This window comes from Vibrio sp. Vb2960 (assembly GCF_033337665.1).
Classification (GTDB): Bacteria; Pseudomonadota; Gammaproteobacteria; order Enterobacterales; family Vibrionaceae; genus Vibrio; species Vibrio alginolyticus.
This window is the reverse complement of the sequence record NZ_JAWORD010000003.1, coordinates 1-22,088: the sequence shown is the minus strand read 5'-3', so window position 1 is coordinate 22,088 and position 22,088 is coordinate 1. Positions and strand designations below refer to the sequence as shown.

At 44.4% G+C, this 22,088-nt stretch carries 18 protein-coding genes; 9 read left to right on the top strand and 9 right to left on the bottom strand.

What is annotated here, in order from left to right:
* Positions 1 to 149 precede the first annotated feature (149 nt).
* Positions 150 to 2,003, bottom strand: coding sequence for an ABC transporter ATP-binding protein (locus R7O03_RS03405; RefSeq protein WP_042521744.1), 1,854 nt, complete (start codon positions 2,001 to 2,003; stop codon positions 150 to 152).
* 145 nt (positions 2,004 to 2,148) lie between these two features.
* On the opposite strand from R7O03_RS03405, the gene R7O03_RS03400 reads away from it, so the two are divergent.
* The 4 genes from R7O03_RS03400 to fhuB are packed head-to-tail and all read left to right on the top strand — an operon-like array spanning position 2,149 to position 7,972.
* Positions 2,149 to 4,251, top strand: a complete 2,103-nt coding sequence (locus R7O03_RS03400; protein WP_318131488.1) for a TonB-dependent siderophore receptor — start codon at positions 2,149 to 2,151, stop codon at positions 4,249 to 4,251.
* A 51-nt stretch (positions 4,252 to 4,302) separates the two neighbouring features.
* The gene (locus R7O03_RS03395; RefSeq protein ID WP_005375174.1) at positions 4,303 to 5,088 is read left to right on the top strand and encodes an ABC transporter ATP-binding protein; all 786 of its coding nucleotides are present in this window, start codon (positions 4,303 to 4,305) and stop codon (positions 5,086 to 5,088) included.
* Entirely contained in the window at positions 5,079 to 6,008 is a 930-nt protein-coding gene (locus tag R7O03_RS03390) for an iron-siderophore ABC transporter substrate-binding protein (RefSeq protein WP_318131486.1), read from the top strand. The genes R7O03_RS03395 and R7O03_RS03390 overlap by 10 nt, the downstream gene beginning before the upstream one ends.
* On the top strand, positions 6,005 to 7,972 hold the full coding sequence (gene fhuB, locus R7O03_RS03385; RefSeq protein ID WP_064376404.1) for a Fe(3+)-hydroxamate ABC transporter permease FhuB: 1,968 nt from the start codon (positions 6,005 to 6,007) through the stop codon (positions 7,970 to 7,972). Before R7O03_RS03390 ends, fhuB begins: the two co-directional genes overlap by 4 nt.
* A 95-nt stretch (positions 7,973 to 8,067) precedes the next feature.
* Here the strand turns inward: fhuB and R7O03_RS03380 are convergent, their stop codons facing one another.
* The 8 genes from R7O03_RS03380 to R7O03_RS03345 form a co-directional block, all read right to left on the bottom strand.
* A complete protein-coding gene (locus tag R7O03_RS03380) occupies positions 8,068 to 8,916 on the bottom strand; it encodes a mechanosensitive ion channel family protein (RefSeq protein ID WP_005375171.1) in 849 nt (282 codons plus the stop codon).
* 95 nt (positions 8,917 to 9,011) lie between these two features.
* Complete coding sequence (locus R7O03_RS03375; protein ID WP_064376403.1) at positions 9,012 to 10,352, bottom strand: HlyD family type I secretion periplasmic adaptor subunit; 1,341 nt, start codon at positions 10,350 to 10,352, stop codon at positions 9,012 to 9,014.
* Positions 10,327 to 12,045, bottom strand: coding sequence for a type I secretion system permease/ATPase (locus R7O03_RS03370; protein ID WP_025768544.1), 1,719 nt, complete (start codon positions 12,043 to 12,045; stop codon positions 10,327 to 10,329). The genes R7O03_RS03375 and R7O03_RS03370 overlap by 26 nt, the downstream gene beginning before the upstream one ends.
* 152 nt (positions 12,046 to 12,197) lie before the next feature.
* Positions 12,198 to 12,788, bottom strand: coding sequence for a calcium-binding protein (locus R7O03_RS03365; protein WP_005375168.1), 591 nt, complete (start codon positions 12,786 to 12,788; stop codon positions 12,198 to 12,200).
* 206 nt (positions 12,789 to 12,994) lie between these two features.
* A complete protein-coding gene (locus tag R7O03_RS03360) occupies positions 12,995 to 13,651 on the bottom strand; it encodes a LuxR C-terminal-related transcriptional regulator (protein WP_005383910.1) in 657 nt (218 codons plus the stop codon).
* A 228-nt stretch (positions 13,652 to 13,879) separates the two neighbouring features.
* Complete coding sequence (locus R7O03_RS03355) at positions 13,880 to 14,548, bottom strand: LuxR C-terminal-related transcriptional regulator (protein WP_021707603.1); 669 nt, start codon at positions 14,546 to 14,548, stop codon at positions 13,880 to 13,882.
* 246 nt (positions 14,549 to 14,794) lie between these two features.
* Entirely contained in the window at positions 14,795 to 14,995 is a 201-nt protein-coding gene (locus tag R7O03_RS03350; RefSeq protein WP_005375165.1) for a restriction endonuclease subunit S, read from the bottom strand.
* 56 nt (positions 14,996 to 15,051) lie between these two features.
* A complete protein-coding gene (locus tag R7O03_RS03345; RefSeq protein WP_171342473.1) occupies positions 15,052 to 16,968 on the bottom strand; it encodes a methyl-accepting chemotaxis protein in 1,917 nt (638 codons plus the stop codon).
* Between the two features lie 310 nt (positions 16,969 to 17,278).
* Here R7O03_RS03345 and R7O03_RS03340 point away from each other — a divergent pair, with 310 nt between their 5' ends.
* From R7O03_RS03340 to R7O03_RS03320, 5 genes are all read left to right on the top strand, one after another.
* A complete protein-coding gene (locus R7O03_RS03340; protein WP_017635415.1) occupies positions 17,279 to 18,235 on the top strand; it encodes an AAA family ATPase in 957 nt (318 codons plus the stop codon).
* A gap of 13 nt (positions 18,236 to 18,248) precedes the next feature.
* Positions 18,249 to 19,175, top strand: a complete 927-nt coding sequence (locus R7O03_RS03335) for a DUF58 domain-containing protein (RefSeq protein ID WP_318131484.1) — start codon at positions 18,249 to 18,251, stop codon at positions 19,173 to 19,175.
* 37 nt (positions 19,176 to 19,212) lie between these two features.
* A complete protein-coding gene (locus R7O03_RS03330) occupies positions 19,213 to 19,689 on the top strand; it encodes a DUF4381 domain-containing protein (protein ID WP_262629584.1) in 477 nt (158 codons plus the stop codon).
* Positions 19,682 to 20,686, top strand: coding sequence for a vWA domain-containing protein (locus R7O03_RS03325; protein WP_213967605.1), 1,005 nt, complete (start codon positions 19,682 to 19,684; stop codon positions 20,684 to 20,686). Before R7O03_RS03330 ends, R7O03_RS03325 begins: the two co-directional genes overlap by 8 nt.
* A partial coding sequence (locus R7O03_RS03320; RefSeq protein WP_318131481.1) for a VWA domain-containing protein occupies positions 20,679 to 22,088 on the top strand: 1,410 nt, incomplete at its 3' end. The genes R7O03_RS03325 and R7O03_RS03320, both read left to right, overlap by 8 nt.

Below are 22,088 nucleotides of genomic sequence, written 5' to 3'. Positions count from 1 at the left end.
GACAGTGAGTTATAAACATAATCATCATTAAGTTAGCCTAACTCAATGAATAATCACAAGTTAACGTTGCCCATTAACGCCTACTTACTCGGTATAAACGACAGACACAAAAAAGAGGAGCATTTGCTCCTCTTTCGTGTAGCGTCATATTAGATGACTTGCAGTTGAGCATCACCTTGCTCAGACAAAAATCCGCCGGTTTGATGCTTCCACAACTGAGCGTAAACCCCACCCAATTGCAGCAGCTCGTAATGCGAGCCTTGCTCAATGATTTTGCCGTCATCCATCACAATCAAACGATCCATCGCGGCAATCGTTGATAAACGGTGAGCAATCGCAATCACTGTTTTTCCTTCCATTAGTACTTCAAGGTTTTCTTGAATTGCCGATTCTACTTCTGAATCAAGTGCAGACGTTGCTTCATCCATGATCAAAATTGGCGCGTTTTTCAGCAGCACGCGAGCAATCGCCACACGTTGACGCTGACCACCAGACAGCTTCACACCGCGTTCACCCACTTCAACGTCATAGCCAACGTTACCTTGCTCGTCTCGTAGAGATTGAATGAAATCATGGGCATGTGCTTTCTCAGCAGCTGCGATAACGGCATCCATTGAAGCATCTGGATCACCGTAAAGAATGTTCTCTTTAATTGAACGATGCAGCAAAGAGGTGTCTTGCGTGATCATACCGATGTGTTGGCGAAGCGACTCTTGTTCGACTTGAGAAATGTCCTGCCCATCAATACAAATCTTACCGCTATTTACGTCGTAAAAGCGCAGCAACAAGTTGACCAACGTGGACTTACCTGCCCCAGAGCGACCGACAATGCCGACTTTTTCGCCCGGTTTGATAGTCAGATTCAAGTTCTCAAATACCGCCTTCTCGTCACTGTAGTTAAAACCTACGTGATCAAAGCAGATCTCACCTTGGGAGATTTGCAAAGGCTTAGCATTTGGTACGTCTTTCACTTCAACATCGTTTGAAATCGTATTAATACCGTCTACTACTGTACCGATGTTTTCAAACAGTGCGCTAACTTCCCACATGATCCACTTCGACATACCTTGTACGCGCAATGCAATACTGATGGCAATCGCAATAGCACCAATTGTTACAGCGTGATCTAGCCATAGATAAACCGAAATGGCACTAATAGACATCAGCAGCAAATAGTTGATGGCATCCACACTAAACAGTAAACAAGTCACCATGCGCATTTGGCGGTAAACCGTCACCAAAAATTGCTTCATGCTGCTTTCTGCGTATTCCAACTCTCGTTGCGAGTGCGCGAATAGCTTTACGGTAGATATGTTGGTGTAAGAATCGACAATGCGCCCAGTCATTACAGAACGAGCATCCGCTTGCTCTGTCGCTACTTGTTTCATTTTAGGGATAAAGTAGAACTGGATAACCGCGTACATTCCTATCCAAATCACAATAGGTAACATTAGCAAACCATCGGCTTCGCCCATCATCCAGAGCATCGAAAGAAAATAAACGCTGATATAAACCAGTACATCCACCAGCTTCATGACCGTTTCTCGTACCGCTAACGCACTTTGCATCACTTTGGTCGCAACTCGGCCTGCAAAGTCACGCTGGAAAAATCCAACCGCTTGTTTTAGCAAGTAACGGTGAATCAACCAACGGATAGACATCGGGTAGTTACCCAATAACGTTTGGTGCATCACCATTGAGTGGACAAAACCGAGAGCTGGCATCACAACCGCCACTAAGAACAGCATCATTAGCATGCGATCACCCTGGTCTTGCCAGAATGTTGCGCGATCTTGATTAGAGAGAATATCGACGAGCTCGCCCATATAACGCAACAGCGTCACCTCAGTAATGGCAATAAGCGCACTGAACACAGCCATAACGAGTAAAGGGGCTTCAAAGCCACGAGTGTAAAAACGACAAAAGCCAAATAGCGTCTTCGGTGGCTTTTCGGTTTCCATCTGGGGAAAGGGTTGGGTCAGCTTTTCAAACCAATTGAACATAACAATGACTTTAGGTACCGCGAATGAATTTGCGAACGTTTTACTATCTTTTGATACAAAAGTCAGTAAAATACCGAAACAAAAGCTCAAATGATAATAATTACAATTAAGCTTAGCGTTAATCATAATTATCGGGAATAGATTTATGCAAAAGAATAACTCACTGACCATCGCTATCCGCAACGCGTTGGTTTGTGCTTTAGCACCTACAGCAGTGGTTGCATTCACAGCACAAGCTCAAGAAGACGTCGTACAAGATGACGTGATTGCCATGGAGACCATAACGGTCACCGCGCAAGCACTTAAAGTAGAAACCCCTGCAGCAGAAACGCCGCGCAGCGTATCTATCATTTCTGAAGATGAACTTCGTGTTCGTGCACCGAAAAAGCTAGATGAAGCATTACGCTACACGTCTGGTGTAACCGCTCAGCCTTATGGCGCAGACAACGACACTGATTGGTTCAAAGTTCGTGGATTTGATGCAGCGACTTACCTAAACGGCAACCGCCTATTCCGCGATGGTTACTACACATGGTTGGTCGAACCTTACGGCCTAGAAAGTGTAGAAGTCGTTAAAGGTCCATCGGCTATTCTGTTTGGTGAATCGGCACCAGGCGGTATCGTGAATGCTGTTCAGAAAAAACCAACGTTTACGCCTCAAGGCGAAGTAAAAGTCGAAGTTGGCAACAACCAACACCAATCCGTAGGTTTTGACATTGCTGACGAAGCAAACGACGCAGGCACTGTGCGCTATCGTTTGGTTGGCTTGATGACAAGCCAAGACGGTGAACTGGACAGCACAAATAACGAGCGTTTCTACCTAGCGCCAAGTGTCGAGTTCGACATTTCTGACCGTACAATGCTGACCGTTTTGGCAACTTACCTTCATGATGACGGTGTACCAACTAACCCATTCTTCCCGGCAGCAGGTACTCTGATTGGTTCTAACTTTGGCAAAATCGATCCTTCGACTAACCTTGGTCAACCAAACTACGATAAATACGAACGCACGCAGTTTTCTCTGGGTTACTTACTAGAGCACGACATCAATGACACGTGGTCACTCTCGCAAAACCTCAACTACGGTTCGAATGAGTTGTACTTGCGCAGCTCTTACGCGTTCTCAAACAACGATCCAGCGAAAGAAGAGTTAACGCAAGGCATCGTATTCCGTGACGGAAAAAACCAGAGCATCACGTTCGATAACAATGCTGTCGGCAACTGGATGACAGACAACGCAGAGCACACAGTGCTTATCGGTATGGATCTGCAATTCCACAAAACCGATGGCGACGAGCAAGACAACTATGCATTTGGCACTATCAACCCGTGGAACCCAGTTTACGGCAACTTCACCCCTCTTGATCCTGCCAACAACGTGAAACGTGAGATTGAGAAATCTCAAGCAAGTCTCTATTCACAATACCAATTGAAACTGCATGAACAGTGGATTGGTAACATCGGTGCTCGTTACGACTGGGTGAAAACAGAAAACTCTGGCAAAGGCGCTACCGTTGATCAAAGTGAATCTCGTGATGATGGTCAGCTCTCTCTAAGTGCGGGTGTGATGTACCTTGCAAACAATGGCCTGTCACCTTACGCAAACTACTCTCAGTCGTTTGAAGTGATCAGCACTATTGATGCGGCAACCAATGAACTTTACAAACCGCTGGAAGGCGAGCAAGTAGAAGTGGGTGTAAAGTATGAGCCAAGCTTTATGGGTGGCTTTATCAACCTTGCATGGTTCGACATCACGCAAAAGAACGCGTTGGTCACTAACCCATCAACATGGATTGCGACACAAACAGGTGAAGTGACATCTCAAGGTGTTGAGCTAGAAAGCACGGCGCAGCTAACAGACGATCTAAAACTGATGGCAAGCTACACCTACACTAAAGCGAAAACAGATGAGAGCTTTGGCCAAGGTAAAAAACAAGCCGCACTTATTCCTGAGCACCAAGCTTCTGCATGGGTAGACTACAGCGCCTACAGCCTGATTCCAGGCCTCAATATCGGTACTGGTGTGCGCTACGTAGGTGAGTCAAAAGATAACCCTAAGAGCTCGAACCTAACGGTTCCTTCAGTCACTCTTTGGGATGCGTCAGTCACTTACGACATCACTTCACAGTGGCAAGCACAGCTAAACGTGAACAACATCCTAGATAAAGAGTTTGTTTCAGGTTGCGATTACTGGTGTTACTACGGCCAGTCTCGCTCTGTTATGCTAAACGCAAACTACCGCTGGTAATTGTACTTCTACTCCCCTCTATTGAGGGGAGTTTTCTCCTAAGAGCCATCCATGTTTCAACTGTCTAATATTGAGATCGTGCGAGGTGGACGTCAGATCCTCGGCATCGAACAACTTAACATCCCAACAAATGAGCTAACGGTCGTTTTAGGCCATAACGGTTCAGGTAAGTCGACACTGGTGAACCTGCTTTCTGGTCAAATGTCGCCAGATAAAGGTACGGTAACACTAAACGATACTTCCCTTTCATCACTTAAAACCAAAGAGTTGGCAAAACAGATCGCCTATTTGCCACAAAAGCTGCCCTCTTCAGCTGGTTTAACGGTCGAAGAGCTAGTGCGCTTAGGTCGCTTTCCGTGGCGTGGGGCACTTGGTCGTTGGAAAACCGAAGACAAACAGATCATCACGCAGGCTATGGAACGAACAGGGGTTACACCTTTTGCTCAAGCTTTGGCGGATGACTTATCGGGCGGTGAGCGCCAACGTGCTTGGGTGTCTATGCTACTGGCTCAACAATCGCCAATTTTAATTCTCGATGAGCCAACCTCGGCGCTCGATGTTCACCATCAGTTTCAACTAATGGCGCTGCTGGCAGAACTGAATCGAACCGAGAATGTAGGCATTATCGTGATCCTGCACGATCTGAACTTAGCACTGCGCTACGCCACCCACATTGTTGCGCTCAAAAAAGGTAAAATTGCCTTCGAAGGCAACGCCGACATGTTGTTAGACGAGGCACGCCTTTCTAAACTATATGAGTCACCAATTAAGCTGATTGAGCACCCAAGCCCGGCTAACACATTAGCGAGCCAAAAGGTGGCTGTTGTATGCGCATAATGGCTCGTTTACTTACCGTGGTTACACAATCTGCTTTTCTCCTCGCATTTTTTATGACCAATGCACATGCAGTCATCACCGTTACCGATGAATATGGTGAGCATAGTTTTGAGCACGCGCCACAACGCGTTGTTGCCTTAAACTGGGACATCTTAGAACAAGTTTTGGCGCTAAACGTAGAACCAATCGCAGCCCCAAATTTACCAGGCTACCGCCAATGGGTCGTCAATCCAACTGCACCAGAGTCAATTGAAGATATTGGAACCCGAGCAGAGCCCAACTTAGAAAAAATAGCCAGTTTGAAACCAGATGTCATCCTTGCTGCGTCTCCACAGCAAGACTTGATTCCGTTACTCAAACAAATTGCTCCGGTAATCTATTTACCTAATTTTTCTGAAAATGAGGCCGCAGCTGAAACGGCCATTCGTCACTTTCGTACGCTCAGCAAGCTATTCAATAAAGAGGCACTTGCTGAACAGAAACTGGCAGAATTAGATGCTTCATTTGCGCAGATGCGCCAGCGAATTCGCCACTATTACTCTGCTCCACTCAGCGTTCTTGTGATGCGATTTTCAACCCCGAATACTGTATTACTTGCAACCGAAAACTCCACCACTGACTACGTGGTTAGAAAACTGGGATTACAGGCTCCAATTAAAGAGGACCCACGTGCGTGGGGAGTAAAGCAAGATCGAATCAATCGGCTTCAGAGCCTTCAAAACAGCTACGTTCTCTACGTACAGCCTTTCCCAGAAGAACGAAAACTGAAAGAGTCGCCACTTTGGCAAGCGATGCCGTTTGTGAAAAAGCAGCGGGTAAATTCAGTCAGAGCAGTGTGGGCGTATGGCGGTGCCATGTCTTTGCAATACACCGCTGAAGCGATTACCGACAGTCTAATAGAGTTGGCACCAGAACAATGAGAACGAAACATTATATTGGTTATCTGGCGCTGATTACGTTACTTAGCGTCTTTAGCCTACAAATTGATACTAATTTATCACTTTTCGAACAATGGCAATTATTAACAAAACCAGAGGTAGCAACCGAGTTTCGTGATGTATTCTTTACGCAAGCGCAGCTTCCTAGGTTAAGTATGACCCTGCTTGTTGGTGCCATGCTTGGTCTCACCGGCAGCTTAATGCAGCAATTAACGCAGAATAACCTCACCTCGCCGTTGACTCTTGGCACCTCTTCTGGTGCTTGGCTTGCATTAGTCGTGGTAAATATTTGGTTCGTCGATTGGGTAGCCGATTACTCTGCATTAGCCGCAATGGTGGGGGCTTTAGTGGCGTTTGGCCTGATCGTATCAATTGCAGGTGTGCGTAACATGACAGGTTTGCCGCTGGTCGTTTCGGGGATGGTGATCAATATCTTGCTCGGTTCTATCGCCACAGCCATTATTATTTTAAACGCCCAGTTCGCACAGAATATTTTTATGTGGGGAGCCGGAGATCTTTCTCAATACAGCTGGGATTGGTTTGAGTGGTTATTGCCTCGCTGCGCTATCGCAATCGTAATTTTGATCGTCGCACCACGTATTCTGACCTTAATGAAACTAGGACAAGAAGGCGCAGCAGCCCGAGGCTTAGCGGTATTACCCGCGTTTGGTGCGTTAATGGTGATGGGTATTTGGCTGGTATCTGCCTCAATCACCGCAGTTGGCATTATCAGCTTCATCGGATTACTGACACCCAATATTGCCAGAGCGATGGGGGCAAGAACACCGCGCGACGAATTGATCAGCAGCATGCTTTTGGGCGCAATGCTACTAATCATCACAGACTCTGCCGCTATTTCGCTGAGCTTATGGTTAGAGGAAACCATTCCTAGCGGTGTAGCGGCTGCAGCTATTGGCGCTCCCGCTTTAATTTGGTTTACTCGTAAAAAGCTGACGGCAACCGATCAACTTAACCTTTCAATGAGCCAAGGAAAAACGGCGCTTTCTAAACGCGCGGTATGCAGCATTGCGCTATTCAGTCTGGTTGGGATTCTAGCTTACTCATTCGTTACCCATGGTATAAACGGAATTCAATGGTCTGTGCCAGGTGAGTTCCAATGGCAATTGCGTTGGCCGCGAATGTTAACCGCACTTTCTGTCGGTATTGCGCTATCCGTTGCCGGAATCATTTTGCAACGCATTGTTTATAACCCTCTGGCAAGTCCCGATATTCTCGGTGTGTCTTCCGGAGCCACGTTTGCCATTATAACGACAGGAGTCATCGCTGGGTCGCTTCTCTCCGCATTTAGCTGGGGTATCGCTTTTTTCGGAAGTATGTCCGTATTGATGTTATTGCTGATTATCGGTAAACGAAGCCATTTTAATCCATCTAACTTCGTGTTGTCCGGCATCGCACTAACGGCACTACTAGAAGCTCTTGTTCAATTTTCGCTAGCTCAAGGTTCTGGTGACAGTTACAAAATTTTATTGTGGTTAACTGGTTCAATTTATCGAGTCACAGCCCACACCGCACTGATGTTATGTTTGGCCATAATAGTTCTGCTTGCCGCTGTATTCTCGATTTCTCGTTGGCTAACACTAATTTCCATCGGGCGACAATTCTCAAATGCACGAGGGCTTAACCCTACCGTAGCCAATACGCTTATGCTCACCATCGTTGCTTTGTTATGCGCCTTTTCTACGGCTACAGTTGGTCCAATATCTTTTGTTGGCTTGGTCGCTCCCCATATGGCGATGATGTTAGGAGCAAGAAAAGTGAAAGAGCAACTGTGTGTCGGTGCCTTAATTGGCGCAACCCTAATGTTGTGGGCAGATTGGCTAGGACAAATCGCTATTTATCCAAGTCAGGTCGCAGCTGGCACGTTGGTCGCTATTATAGGCAGCACTTACTTCCTATTTTTAATGCTGAAGAGTAAATTCAGCTAAGTTGGGAATATTGTTACAGCCCAAAAATACGCTAAGAAAAACAAACCCCGCTATTTTGATAGCGGGGTTTGAAATTAAAGGCGAAGTACGATGCTCTATTCTTCTCGCACTACAGGAAAACGCTGCTCATAAAGTTCCATAAAGTCCTTACGAATTAAGTGCTCTAAGTGGTTCGCTTTATCGGTTGGGCAGAAAATCATCACGTGCAGAATTTGTTCACCATTAATGTTGCTAGAAATATGCATATGTGGCTCAGAACCAGGAAGGTCAACACCGGCATGTTTTTCAATCATCGCATTGTAACGATGTGCAACATCAGCAAAGTAACTGCAATGTTCTTCAATTTTATCAGTTAAAATCGGTAACAGTGGATACAAATTGACGAAGTCTTTCACCACTACAGAAAAGTTGTGGTAAACGTACCGCTTCATGAAGTTGAGGTTCTTTACTGGATAGGTAAAGAACATACTATTAGGCAATGTCGCTGTTTTGCCGGTGTAATGATATTGCCCATGATGCAGGTCGATCTCTTGAATCACCGTCGCCATCATATTGTGCTCAATCACTTCACCACACAACTTTCCGACCTCAATCCAGTCTCCAACGCGAAAAGAACGCGAACTTGCTCTTTGAATCGAACCCGTAAAACACAAAATGATTTCTTTGGATGCCACTACAATGGCAACGGCAATCGCCGTTACACTCAGAGCAAACTCGTTAATTTCTGATTGCCATAAAATAAATAAAATCAGTAATGTAACAGCAAAGGTGCCATTTTTAGTTCTGGACATCCAACTACGCTGATCTTCTGAGAGAAAAGCGTGATCACCACGAATCATCGATAAAATTGCACGACGAATTAACCACATAATCGCAAAGATCAGTGCGGTAAAAATCAATTTATGAGTGAGAAGAAAATCGACAACTAACTGCACTTTCTCCATTCCACGGCTCCCTCGAATAAAAATACGGCCCAGTAACAGCTAACGATAACAAATTATTTTGTCTGTTGTCCGTGCTCACTCAAGTCTTTTTGAAATTACTCCTCTCTAAAGGCGCGATTCATGCTTTCCGTAATTGGCTTTATTAGGTAGCTCAATGGCGTTCGTGGCTCAGATAAAATCAGCACTTCGGCATTCATGCCTGAGGTTAAACGATGTTTTGTCACGTCTTCCGGTGAAATTGCAATTCTAGCGAGATAAAAATCTTCTTGGTTTTCTTGCGAGAGCTTATCGGCAGAAATCGTCAGCACAGTACCGTCTAAAGGTGCCAACGTCCGTGCATTCAGAGCGGTCAGACGAACATGCGCTTGCTGGCCTGGATTCACTAAATCAATATCCTGAGGATTAACACGAGCCTCGACTAACAACTTATCGTCTTGCGGGACCAGTTCTAGTAACGTTTCACCCGAGCCAATCACACCTTTTTCGGTAAACACTTGCATGTTGACTACGCGACCAGAAATAGGTGCGTTGATCGTTGTTCTTGCGACAATATCTTGAGCGGAGCGATATTCTTCCCGAATTGCGACAATTTCCGTTTTGGTATTTCGTAGTTCCTCGACAATCTCATTCAGCCTTTCAAGCTTCAACTCTTCAATTTGCGCTAGGTTCTCATCTAACCTTTTTCTAACGGTGAGCGACTGCCTATCTAACTGGCTTAAGGTACTTCTCACCTCCGCTGCTAAGCGCTTGAGTTGAAGTAAAGTAGATTTTCCCGAGAAACCTTTTTGCACCAAGGCTTGGTTGCTGTCTATTTCTTCAGCAATAAAGTTGAGCCGTTCCGTCTCAATCACTTTGGTTTGCTGAAGGTTTTCAAGCTCTAAATTTGCTCCAGAAATACTCTGCTCAATGATACTCAGTTTACTATCAAAGAATCGCTTTCTCGCTTCAAAGATCTTGTTTTGAACCAGTTGTGCTTCTTGTACGATATCGACACGGGGAATGCTTTCAAGATCATCAGACCATACAATCGTTGGAAGCTCATCAAGCTCCGCACTTAAACGGTTTTCCTTTGCTAGAGTATGGATAAAACGACCACTTAACGAGTCCAACTTAGCCATAGCTTGACGCTTAGAAAGTTGAATTAATAACTGACCTTTTTCGACTAAATCCCCTTCCTGTACATATAGCTTTTCAATAATACCGCCTTCTAAATGCTGAATTTCTTGTCGCTTAGTGAGAACTGACAAATCACCATAAGCAATCGCTGCACTTTCTAATTTGGCTGTTACAGCCCAGTAGCCAAGACCTCCAAGAAAAACACTTAAGGTCACCACACCGAGTAAAATTGGTTTTCGAAAGCTTAGTCTCGCTTTGGGGCTAAAACGATATACGATCTCAGTAGAACTCTGATTAACGGTTGGCAGTTGATTGCTCATTTCTTACCCTTGGGATATCTGTTCTTTCTTCGCCCATCAAACGTTTTAATACTTCATCTTTAGCGCCGTATAACTTGACTCGGCCGTCAGCCAAATACAACAGCCTATCCATTTGTCGCAACGTACTCGGATTGTGGGCAATGACGATAATCGTTGTACTCTGTGCTTTTAAATGGGCAATCAAACGTTGATAAGCAGCCTCTCCCTCACCATCGAGGTTGGCATTCGCTTCATCGAAAATCACAATAGATGGGTCGCCATAAACGGCTCTTGCAAGAGCGATTCTCTGCCTTTCCCCCCCAGATAAACCACGGCCATTTTCACCAATAATGCAATCATAGCCTTTGTTTTTCTTGAGTATTAATTCATGACATCCTGCTAGTTGCGCCGCCTTGATGACTTTAGCGGGGTCTTCTTCTTTAAAGCGTGCGATGTTCTCTCGAATTGTGCCAGGAAATAACTCCACCTCTTGAGCGAGATACCCAAAATGTACGCCGCGATCTTCAGATGCCCATACGGAGACTTCCATACCATCAAGAGTCACTTTACCCGCTAACGGCTTAACCGTACCTAATAGCAGCCGAGCAAACGTCGATTTACCCGTACCAGAAGGGCCAATCACCCCAACAGCAACACCCGGAGGAATCGATAAGCTGAGCGATGAGAGCACTGGTTCAGTTGCTCCAGGATGGCGATAGGCCAGTCCGGAAAGCTCATAGTGTCCTTTTGGTTTAGGCAGTGGCATATCTGATTCATCTTGGCGCACGATCGCATCGATTTCTTTCAACCTTTTATAGGCGCCTTTAGCAGACATCGCGCTTCGCCACGTGCCTATCGCCTGCTCCATCGGCGATAATGCCCGACTCATTAATATGGAGCTCGCGATCATCGCCCCCGCCGTTATCTCATGTTGGATAACTAACCATGCACCACCTCCCAGTAAAAATATCTGTAATGAGCCACGCACAAACTTAGAAAAGTTAGCCATGTAGATAGACTTACCTGCAACTCGCTCTTCAAGCACATTCACTTCGCTCACGCGCGACTGCCACTTCTCTAAAAATGCATTCATCATCCCCATTGCGAGAATTGAATTGGAGTTTTGCGTGGCTAATTCTGCGTTGTTGATATGAGAAATCGCTCTGACTTCGCTCTCTTGCATTGTTTTACGCGTCATTAGCTCATTAAGTAGACCTAGGCTAAACAATACGATAGATCCAAGTAACGCGATGTGACCTAGTATCGGGTGCAATAAATACACAAATAAAATAAACAGCGGTGTCCAGGGCGCATCCAACAGTGGATAAGGTGCTTGACTGCTCAAAAAGCTTTTGATGTTCTGAATGTCTCTCAGAGTTTGCGAGGTATAACTCTTCCCGGTATGTGATTGATATTGAATCGTGCGCTTGAGCATGAAAGCGGAGAGTTTTGTGTCCATCCAATAACCAAAAGATTTACTCATTTGTGCTCGTGCAATGTCGATGATGGACATGGTTAACAGCGCGACAATTACGATGACAGTGAGCAAGAATAAAGTATCGGTTGAGTAGGAGGATATCACCCGGTTGTACACTTGAAGCATGTACAGCGGAATCGAGAGAACCAATAAGTTGATAAAAAGGCTAAAAACGATCAGCAAGCCCGCAAGCGTGCATAGTTTTTGTTTCACTTCTTTGAAAACCGTTTTTTGCACGACTACTTCCGTTTAACGTGAAAATTGTAGGCGCCAGAAATACTAGCGCCTAGCTTAAGGTAACCTCAAATCGCTCTAGAGTGTCCGATTAGTTCACCTCTGCATGGCAGAGCCACGCAAACTAATTCCCATCCAGAGTTATTTTCAGTCGTTTAGATTACGAACAGATCAGCACCATAGGTATTGATGTCAGTTTCAGTCACGCCAATAAGTTTCACTGTTAGATCAGCCCCATCGGTAAACACTGCATTCCCAACCGCATCGTAGCTAAAGCTTAAATCACCAAAATCAGTGACAGAGTCGCTAATGATGTGCAAAGAGTCTTCACCAATGGTGAAGTCAACAACTTTGGCTTCGCCATGGCCACCAAACTTATCCGTGAACACAAACTTATCGCCATTGCTGCCGCCAACTAAAACGTTGTCACCAGAACCAGCAACAAGAATATCTTCACCGACACCACCATTTAATTTATTGTCGCCCAGCAAACCCAACAGCAAGTCATTACCGGTACCACCGCCGAGGTAGTCGTTTCCTGTACCAGCCCTAAGGATGTCATCTCCAGCACCACCAGTTAGGCGATCATCGCCGTCGCCGCCGATCACATAATCATTACCGCCACCGCCAACAAACGAGTCATTACCACCAAAACCGATAAACAAATCATCGCCGCCATCGAAATCAGCAAATTGGTTATTTACACCTGCATCGCCTAAATACGTGTCATTGTCACTTGCGCTCATTTTTATTCCCTCTTAGCTTATTAATTGAATAGACCTTCTGTTCCACGTCTGACTAGATTCGTCACGACATGAGAAGTCTAATAGTCAACTGAATAGGAATAAGTTTGAATATGGGATGATATTTCAGACTGACATTTTAATAATAAATATAAAATTTAGTACTTTATAGAGTATTTTCTTTTTATTACAGCAAGTTAATACTAGTACTACAGGTTTCTCTTAGCCCAACTTGTAGCTTGCGTACGGTTCTTTACTTCTAACTTTCTAAAAATATTGTATAGATGTGATTTAATAGTATGCTCGCTGATAAATAAAGAATCAGCGATTTCCATATTTGAACCACCTTCTTTCAACATTTTTAAAACCTGAACTTCACGCCGAGTAAGCTCAACCTCAATAGCAGGTTCGATAATGTTATTTGCTTCTCTACCTCGATAATAATTTACTAGCTGATCAAGTAATCTTCGAGACAGCCAGTTATCCCCTTTTATTATTGCTTTTAATCCCTGACAAACCTTGTCCATTGAATCTCCTGGACCAAATATACCTTTTACATGAGGCCAAGAAGCGAGTTCTTCTGTGTCTAAGTCATAACCTAGATTAAGCATTATGGTTCCTAGCACTTTATTACTATCTTTTAAATAAACTAAAGTTTCGGAAGGAATCTCAACTGAAAAATCAACAAGCAAAAAGTAGCGTTCCGGAATGAGTTCATGATAGCTAGGGTTTTTAGTATCAATGATCGTTATTTTAGTTTCTGTATTTTTAGAAAGCATTTCCTTAAAGTTTTCACTCTGTAAACTTTGTTGAGTGAGCATTAGGATTTCAGGCTTTTCCATATACTGTTCCATAATGTTTCTCATACTTTCAGTGACTTAACATTCTTAAATTAGTAGTTAATCGTCAGCACTTAGTTTGATATGTAAGTGCTAGTTCACAGAGTAAAGTTATTTGCTACTTTTTTAAATTCTAAAGTTATTAAAAAGAGAATCAAAAAAAGTGTTTCTCATAAAAGAAACACTTTTAACACATTCAGGTCACAGAAATTATTAAGAGTTTACTAAATTAGGCAACCTAATATTGCAATAGCATTACACCGTTAACGAGTTGTCTGAAATATTTTCCTTTGCCCAAATAAGTGCTTGAACTCTATTTTTCACATCAATCTTCTTGAAAATATTATGTAAATGCGTTTTTACCGTATTCTCGCTGACAAATAATTGTTCGGCGATTTGTTGATTGGACGCCCCCATGGAAAGAAAGGTAATTATTTGTTGCTCTCGTTTGGTCAGAATAGCGGAAACATTCTTATTTATAGGTTTGCAATGTCGACGAAGGTAAGTAATGTACTGCTGAGAAAACTTACGGCTGAACCACATATCTCCTTGAAGCACCTTACCAATACCAACTTGCAACGTTTTTATATCATCAGAGGTATAGAAAATACCGGCCAAAGTACGCCAAGCAAAGAGATCTTCTGTCGATATGGATTGCTCACAATTAATTAAGATTTCAAGCGTGTCTTTCTGCTTGGCCGCTTTAAACTCCGCATAACGGCGAAAAATTTCATCCGTGATCACGCTGCAATCAACAATAATGGCTGATGCAAGAGACTCATGTAACACTCCGTGAATCAGATTATCTGGCGTGATTAGAGCAACACTAATACCGAGTTTGGTCTCCAATACATCTTTCAACAGAGATGACTGTAGACTTCCCTCCGTGATTAAAATAACGTTTCTTTTTTTTTGCTGCTCCATCCTGATCGCATTCCCTTGGTCGTTTTTATTGAAATACGCAATAGATTTAGATAGAGCGGTAGTATTGTCAAGTATGAAAATCACTAGTACTAATTAATAACTCATTGAAGTGTCAATAATTTTTAAGTGGCAAGTATGTGAGAGGTATTAGCATTTTTCAGACATTAAAAAAGGGAGTATAAACTCCCTTTTTGTGTTTGAGCAGGTGATTTAATCACGCACGTTAGAGGCAAAACACCACCTAACTTAGTGGATTGGAACTGCGTTTTTTTGGTTAAACTTACCAAAGTGTTGTTCTAACACTTCTGGCGTCAGCTTACCTTCCGCTTCCAGCTTTTTCAGCTCAGCGACGATCGCTTTTTGCTCTTCTAGCGACGGCAGTTTTACTTCTGGCTCCTGAGCGGTTTCTTGAGAAATTTGCTCTAGTTCTTTTTCGAAGTCATTCATAGTACTTACCTAAAATTAATGATTGAACTTTTAAACTTCGCCTATTCTATCCAACTCTATAACTTGAAGCTACCAACCATCTTGTCCAAACGAGAAGAGAGCGCTTGAAGATCGCGACTTGCATCCGCCAACTCTTCTGCTGTCGCGGTTGTCATTTCATTTATCGCGTTGATTTCTTCGATATTTTGATTAATGGTATGCACCACCGTGGATTGCTCTTCCGTCGCCGTTGCAACCTGTGTATTACGATCAGAGATGTCGGTGATTCGTTCAGAAATACTGATTAATACCTCGACTGCTTCATCGGTAGAAGTAACCCCTTCTATGGTGACCGCTTTGCCCGCTTCCATAGCACTTACCGCGTCTTGTGCGTCACTTTGAAGCTGATTGATCATGCGCTGAATCTCTTCTGTAGAATCAGCCGTGCGTGAAGCTAGGTTTCTTACCTCATCAGCAACAACCGCAAAACCACGTCCCTGCTCACCAGCACGAGCAGCCTCAATTGCAGCGTTTAGCGCAAGTAAATTCGTTTGCTCAGAGATGTCACGAATTACACCCAGAATCGAGCCAATATCTTTGGTTGTCGATGCCAACTGCGTAACAACAATATTGGTTGTTTCAACATCATCGGCTAGGCGGCTGATCACCTCTTTTGCTTTCATCACAACTTCTCGACCAGTTTGAGTGTTATCTGAAGCCTGATTTGCCGTATCAGCAGCGGTAGCAGCGTTCGATGCAATTTCACTGATGGTCGCACCCATTTGGTTGATAGCTGCAACTACTTGAATGGTTTGATCACGCTGCTCTTGGCTGTTGTCGTGTGTGGATGTTGCTTTCGTTGACACACTTTCTGCCGCTTGACTTAATGAGCCACTGGTTAAAGCAACCTCTTTCATCGTGGCATGAATCTTCTCAATAAATCCATTAAAGCCTTTTGAAAGCTGAGCAATTTCATCATTACCCTTAATTTCAATACGCTGCGCCAAATCGCCTTCACCTTGCCCAAGGTCGGTAAAACGATCGGCAATCAGTCGGATTGGTTTCGTAATGCTGTTTGCTAACCATACGCCCATGAGGATGAATACAACGGCAACAATGATGGTCGTAAACAGCATTTTTTTAGCTGTCGCATTCAGGTCAGCGAATACTTCATCAACGGGAACCACGCCAATAACAAACCAGTTCATTGAAGGAACATACAAACTAGAAACAAAAGTATCCTGCCCTTCAAACTCCACATTAATTAGGTTGAAGCTATTTTTGTTCAACAGCGCACTTGCGTCACTACCAAATAGTTTAGTGATAGAAGTTTGGTTCTTACCTTGTTGGCGGTGTATTTGAATCTGGCCTTGTTCATTAGTGAGGAACACGTAACCCGTATCTTCAATTTTAAACCCATTGAGCAAAGCAACCATATCTCCCATAGATTTAGAGAGACCTGACATTGATGTACCATTAATATCTTGGAAATTGGCAAACATTTTCACTTCGCCATTTGCCTCTTGGAACACACTCACGGACGTTTCTTGACCAGACGACGTAAATCCAAAGAACCAAGCATCTTGCGTTCGGTTAAGTTGACGTAAGAATCCGTTTTGATTCCAGTAATATGCCGTTTGACGATTCGCTACCGACGCATCATTAAGACCATACTGTGATTTAACGTTATTGAGCTGCTGAACCAACTGAACTTCTACTGACGGATCACGGTCTGTATTAGATAGGGCTTCAACAATAAATTCGTTTGTAGCCAGCTGTTTTGCCGCTTGTTGCATTTCGACAACTTCGCGGTCAATTTCGGTATTGATTTGCTGCAACATCGCAGGTAGCTCGATGTCAATAAGACGATGGCTCAATACATCTCTCGCATGACGCTGAGCCATAACACCAACAATGATTGTTGATGCTAGAACAGCAAACGTAATGCCAAGTACAACCTTCTGTTTGATGCTCAAGGAATGAAGTTTCAACATATTCGGACCTTTTAAAAGAATCACTTGTTATTGGCCCCACAAGGGGAATCAGGTGCATATCTCATGACACGCACACCACGGAATCTTTATCGGCTCATATGTACAAAACTAGAGGCATTTCTCATTATATTATGAAAAATAAATGTAACACACTGTCAAATAAGCACTTTCAGAGATAGCACGTACTTGCAATTCTCTGTAGCGTCCCAATATTGAAAAGATAAATTGCAATAGAGCGTTGGAACTTTTTTCACATGGAAAATGACCAATACTCAACACGAAAATCATATGGATACCGAGAGTCCAAAGCATGCATAAATCTAACTTCGAAACTCTTCAGCAATACTTAGAGTCGCAGATCATCGGACAGCAAGATCTGGTAAAGCAACTGCTTGTTGCGCTTCTTGCGGATGGGCATATTTTAGTTGAAGGCCCTCCTGGGTTAGCAAAAACCCGTGCAGTAAAATCACTCTCAGACTGTGTTGAAGGCGACTTCCACCGCATTCAGTTCACCCCTGATTTGCTGCCAGCCGATTTAACCGGCACCGATATCTTCCGTCCCGAAACCGGAGAATTCACTTTCCAATCAGGTCCTATCTTCAACTCGCTTATTCTTGCGGATGAGATAAACCGTGCGCCAGCCAAAGTACAAGCGGCAATGCTTGAAGCAATGGCAGAGAAACAAGTCACAGCAGGTCGTCATACCTACCCGCTGCCAGAGTTGTTTTTGGTTATGGCAACTCAAAACCCGATAGAGCAAGAAGGGACCTACCCCCTTCCTGAAGCGCAGCTAGACCGCTTTTTATTGCATTTAGAAGTGGAATACCCAGATGCGGAGCATGAGCTATCTATCTTGCGTATTAACCGCGGAGAAGCAAAAGGCGAAGCAAAGGTTGAACGCCCAATGTTAAGCCAACAAGATATATTCACCGCACGTAAAGAAGTGTTGGATATTCATATGGCGGAAACGATAGAGCAGTACATCGTCCGTTTAGTTATGGCGACACGTCAAGCCAACAAATATGACACTGAGTTGGACAAGTGGTTGTCAATGGGTGTGAGTCCGCGTGCTACCATCGCTCTTGATCGCTGTGCACGTGCGCACGCTTGGCTTGCTGGTCGTGATTTTGTCTCTCCGGAAGATGTTCAAACCATGGCTTATCCGGTACTGCGCCACCGTTTATTATTGAGTTACCACGCTCAAGCTGAAGGCATTACGGCAAACCAGGTCATCGATAAACTGCTAAACCTTGTTGGCAGTGCATAAACGAGTGAGTGATATGTCCGCTACACATTCATTACCACCTCATGCGAATGGGGTGACATTAACCCTTGAAGAGCTGCTCCAATATCGCACTCAATCTGTACGTTGGTTACCACCAGCACAGAGTCTCTGGTCGCAGATGAGTGGTAACCATACCAGTCGCCAAAAAGGGCGAGGTATGGATTTTATGGAGGTGCGCCAATATCAACCTGGCGACGATATTCGCAGCATTGATTGGCGAGTCACCGCTAGGACCGGTAAAGCACATACGAAGTTGTTTGCAGAAGATAAAGAGCAAGCGGTCATTCTTTATCTTGATCTAAGTTCTAGTCTACATTTTGGATCTAAGTATGTACTCAAATCCGTTCAATTGGCCCACTTTGCCAGTGTTCTAATTTGGCTAACTCTAGCTAAAAAAGATCGCATCGGCGCAGTGATTGATGACGGACATCAATGTCTTGAATTTCGCCCCTCTTCTTTACAAAGACAAGGGCTGCGGATTCTTAACGCCATAGTCGACATACATAATGCGCAAGTAACTCGTACTGCAAGCAACGACACTCGTACACTGCCGTATACACAAGTATTGGAGACACTTCATACGCTCACCCCAAAAGGCAGCGAATTGGTTATGCTCAGTGACTTTGCCCACGTAACACCAACGGAACTGGCACAACTACGTCGACTCAAACAACACAATAGCGTAAGGGCTGTTCAGTTTTATGATCCGTTAGAAAGAGGCGAAACAGACTTTAGAGGTCAAGTGAAAGCTTCGGATGGGCAGCATAGTCAATGGTTTAACTTTGGCTCTAAAGGACAACGAAGAGAACTCGAAAGCCATTTTACCCAACATCAAGAAACCATTAAGCAGCAATGCCATTCAATAGCAATTCCATTTAACACGCTATCAAGTGGCTGGCCCTTAATTTCACAATTAAGCTAACAAACTGACAAGCAGTATTTATTAAGCAGTAATAATAATGACAACAAACAACCAAAGCCTAGACCTTGAACCTTTGATTTTGCCAAACGCACCGGATTGGTTTCCGCTCGCTTGGGGATGGTGGGTGGTGCTTGCAGCAACCTTGCTGTTCGTTTTCGGCATTTGTCTTTATGTGAGATGGCGTAAAAAACACTTACGCGCAAAAAAGACAGCATTAACACTTTTAACTCAACCTACCGCGCCTCATACCCCCTCCTCTGCTATGGAAATATTGCGCCAGGCAGCATTGAGTTACTTTCCGCGTGAAGAGATCGCACCATTAACCGGAATCGCTTGGTATGAATTTCTCGATAGCCATACCAAAGAAAGTCGATTCGTAGACAAACAACATCAGTGGCAAGAAGCGTTGTATCAGAATTCTTCCCAAGGGCAGCATCAAAGCTTGGTAGACGATTGTGTCTTTTGGATAACCTACGCTTTACCACCAAAGAAAAAGGCAAATAACCGTGACTGAGCAAACACTCATAACCGATCTTGCCCAATGGCTAAACATTGAATTTGTCTGGTGGTGGGCACTGTTTTTGTTGCCCATCCCCTGGCTGGTATACAAGTTCCTGCCACAAGAATCTCAACAAGCCGAGATCAAATTGGCGTACTTACCAACCAATGAGAATCGCAGCAAGCCTAAGCAAGCGCTGCAAAAAGCACTTTCAATCGCGATCTGGGGCCTTCTTGTCGTCGCTTGTGCGCGTCCAGTTTGGTTTGGTGATCCCGTTGAATTCCAACCCAAATATCGGGACTTGATGTTAGTCGTCGATCTGTCCGGTTCGATGCAGCAGGAAGACATGGAACTCAACGGCGAATATATCGATCGCCTCACAGCAGTCAAAAAAGTTCTGTCTGATTTCGTAGCAAAGAGAAAAGGTGACCGTCTCGGAGTTGTTTTGTTTGGCGACCATGCTTATTTGCAAACACCACTCACTGCAGACCGAAAAAGCGTCATGCAACAGATTAATCAAACCGTCATCGGTTTGGTTGGTCAACGAACCGCCATTGGTGATGGTATTGGTTTAGGCACAAAAACCTTTGTAGACAGTGATGCTCCCCAACGAGTCATGATTTTGCTCAGTGACGGCAGCAATACTGCAGGGGTGCTCGAGCCGCTAGAAGCAGCGAAAATTGCGAAAAAATACAACGCCACTATTTACACCGTGGGCGTGGGCGCTGGTGAAATGATGGTGAAAGAGTTTTTCATGACTCGCAAAGTCAACACCGCAGCCGACTTAGATGAACAAACACTGACTAAAGTGGCAGAGGTGACAGGTGGACAATATTTTCGAGCGCGAGATACAGAAGAGCTCGAAAAGATTTATGACACCATCAACCAGCTAGAACCCGTATCTAGCGACACACAAACTTGGCGCCCACAGTCTGAATGGTTTCCATATCCATTAAGCGCTGCATTTGTATTATCGGTATTGTTATTCCTATTAAGGAGAAAACATGGCTGAGTTTATTTTCCTCAATCCTTATTGGCTTTTGGGGCTCATCGTGCTCCCTATCGCACTCTTGCTTAATCACAAATTTAGAGCCCAAAAGTCCACACTGATTGCCCCTCACCTAGCGCGGATGCTCGGACAAAACACGCAGTCTAAGCATTACTTCACTCTATGGGGTTTAGCTTGGGCAATAACTTGCATTTCATTAGCGGGGCCAAGCTGGCAGTCTAACGCTCGACCAAGCTTTGAGTTAAACCAAAATCGTATCTTGGTGCTTGATATGTCTCGCTCTATGTTTGCTACAGACATCAAACCCAATCGGCTAGCACAAACACGTTATAAGGCGCTCGATTTGCTGCCTAAATGGAAAGAGGGAGCCACTGGACTTATTGCTTACGCTGGCGATGCCTATAACTTAAGTCCACTGACAACTGATTCCAGTACGCTTGCTGGCATTATCGAAAATTTGTCACCAGAGCTGATGCCTTTTCAAGGGGCAAACCTGCCTGCCGCGATTGAACTGGCGATCAATCAGTTTTCTCAAGCCGGCACGCAACAAGGCGATATCATCGTGTTAGCGGATGATCTTGATATGTCAGAGCTGTCTCGCGCGTTAGATTTAGTCCAAGGTACAAAGTTTCGCATTTCTGTTCTTGCCGTCGGGACTCCTAACGGTGCGCCTATCGCGCTGCCCGATGGCTCTCTGCTAAAAACTGCACAAGGCACAACCGTCGTAGCGAAAACAAATCTGAAAAATCTACAAACGCTAGCGAATAAGACTGGTGGCCTATTTGTTCCTATTCAACACACCAACCGTGATGTTGAAAACATCGCGGCCTTTACCAATAACATTGGTAGCCAGCTTTCTGCGACCCAAAGCGAAGAAGTTAAAACTGATTCTCGTCTCAACAGTGGCTTTTGGTTACTGCCGTTGTTACTTCTTCCTGCGGCTTTACTGTTTCGGCGCGGCCTGATTTGGATGGTAGTTGCGACTGTAGTCCCAGTAACGTGGACACCGCATGCAGAAGCTAATCCGTTCTTAAATGCCGACCAACAAGGAGCGGAACTCTACAAGCAAGGTGAGTATGAACAGGCGCAAAACCTATTTACAAACCCAAGCTGGAAAGGAGCCGCCAGTTATCAAAAAGGTGACTACGAAGCCGCTATCGAAGCATTTTCTCATGATGCCTCCCTTAACGGCCGCTATAACCTCGCCAACTCGCTCGCTCAAAATGGTCAATTAGAAGATGCGGCTGATTTGTATAAAAAGCTGCTAGAGGAAAAGCCTAACTTTGAAGCCGCGAAGAAAAACCTATCGGTTGTAGAAGAAAAGCTAAAACAGCAACAGCAACAGCAACAGCAACAGCAACAGCAACAGCAACAGCAACAGCAACAGCAACAGCAACAGCAACAG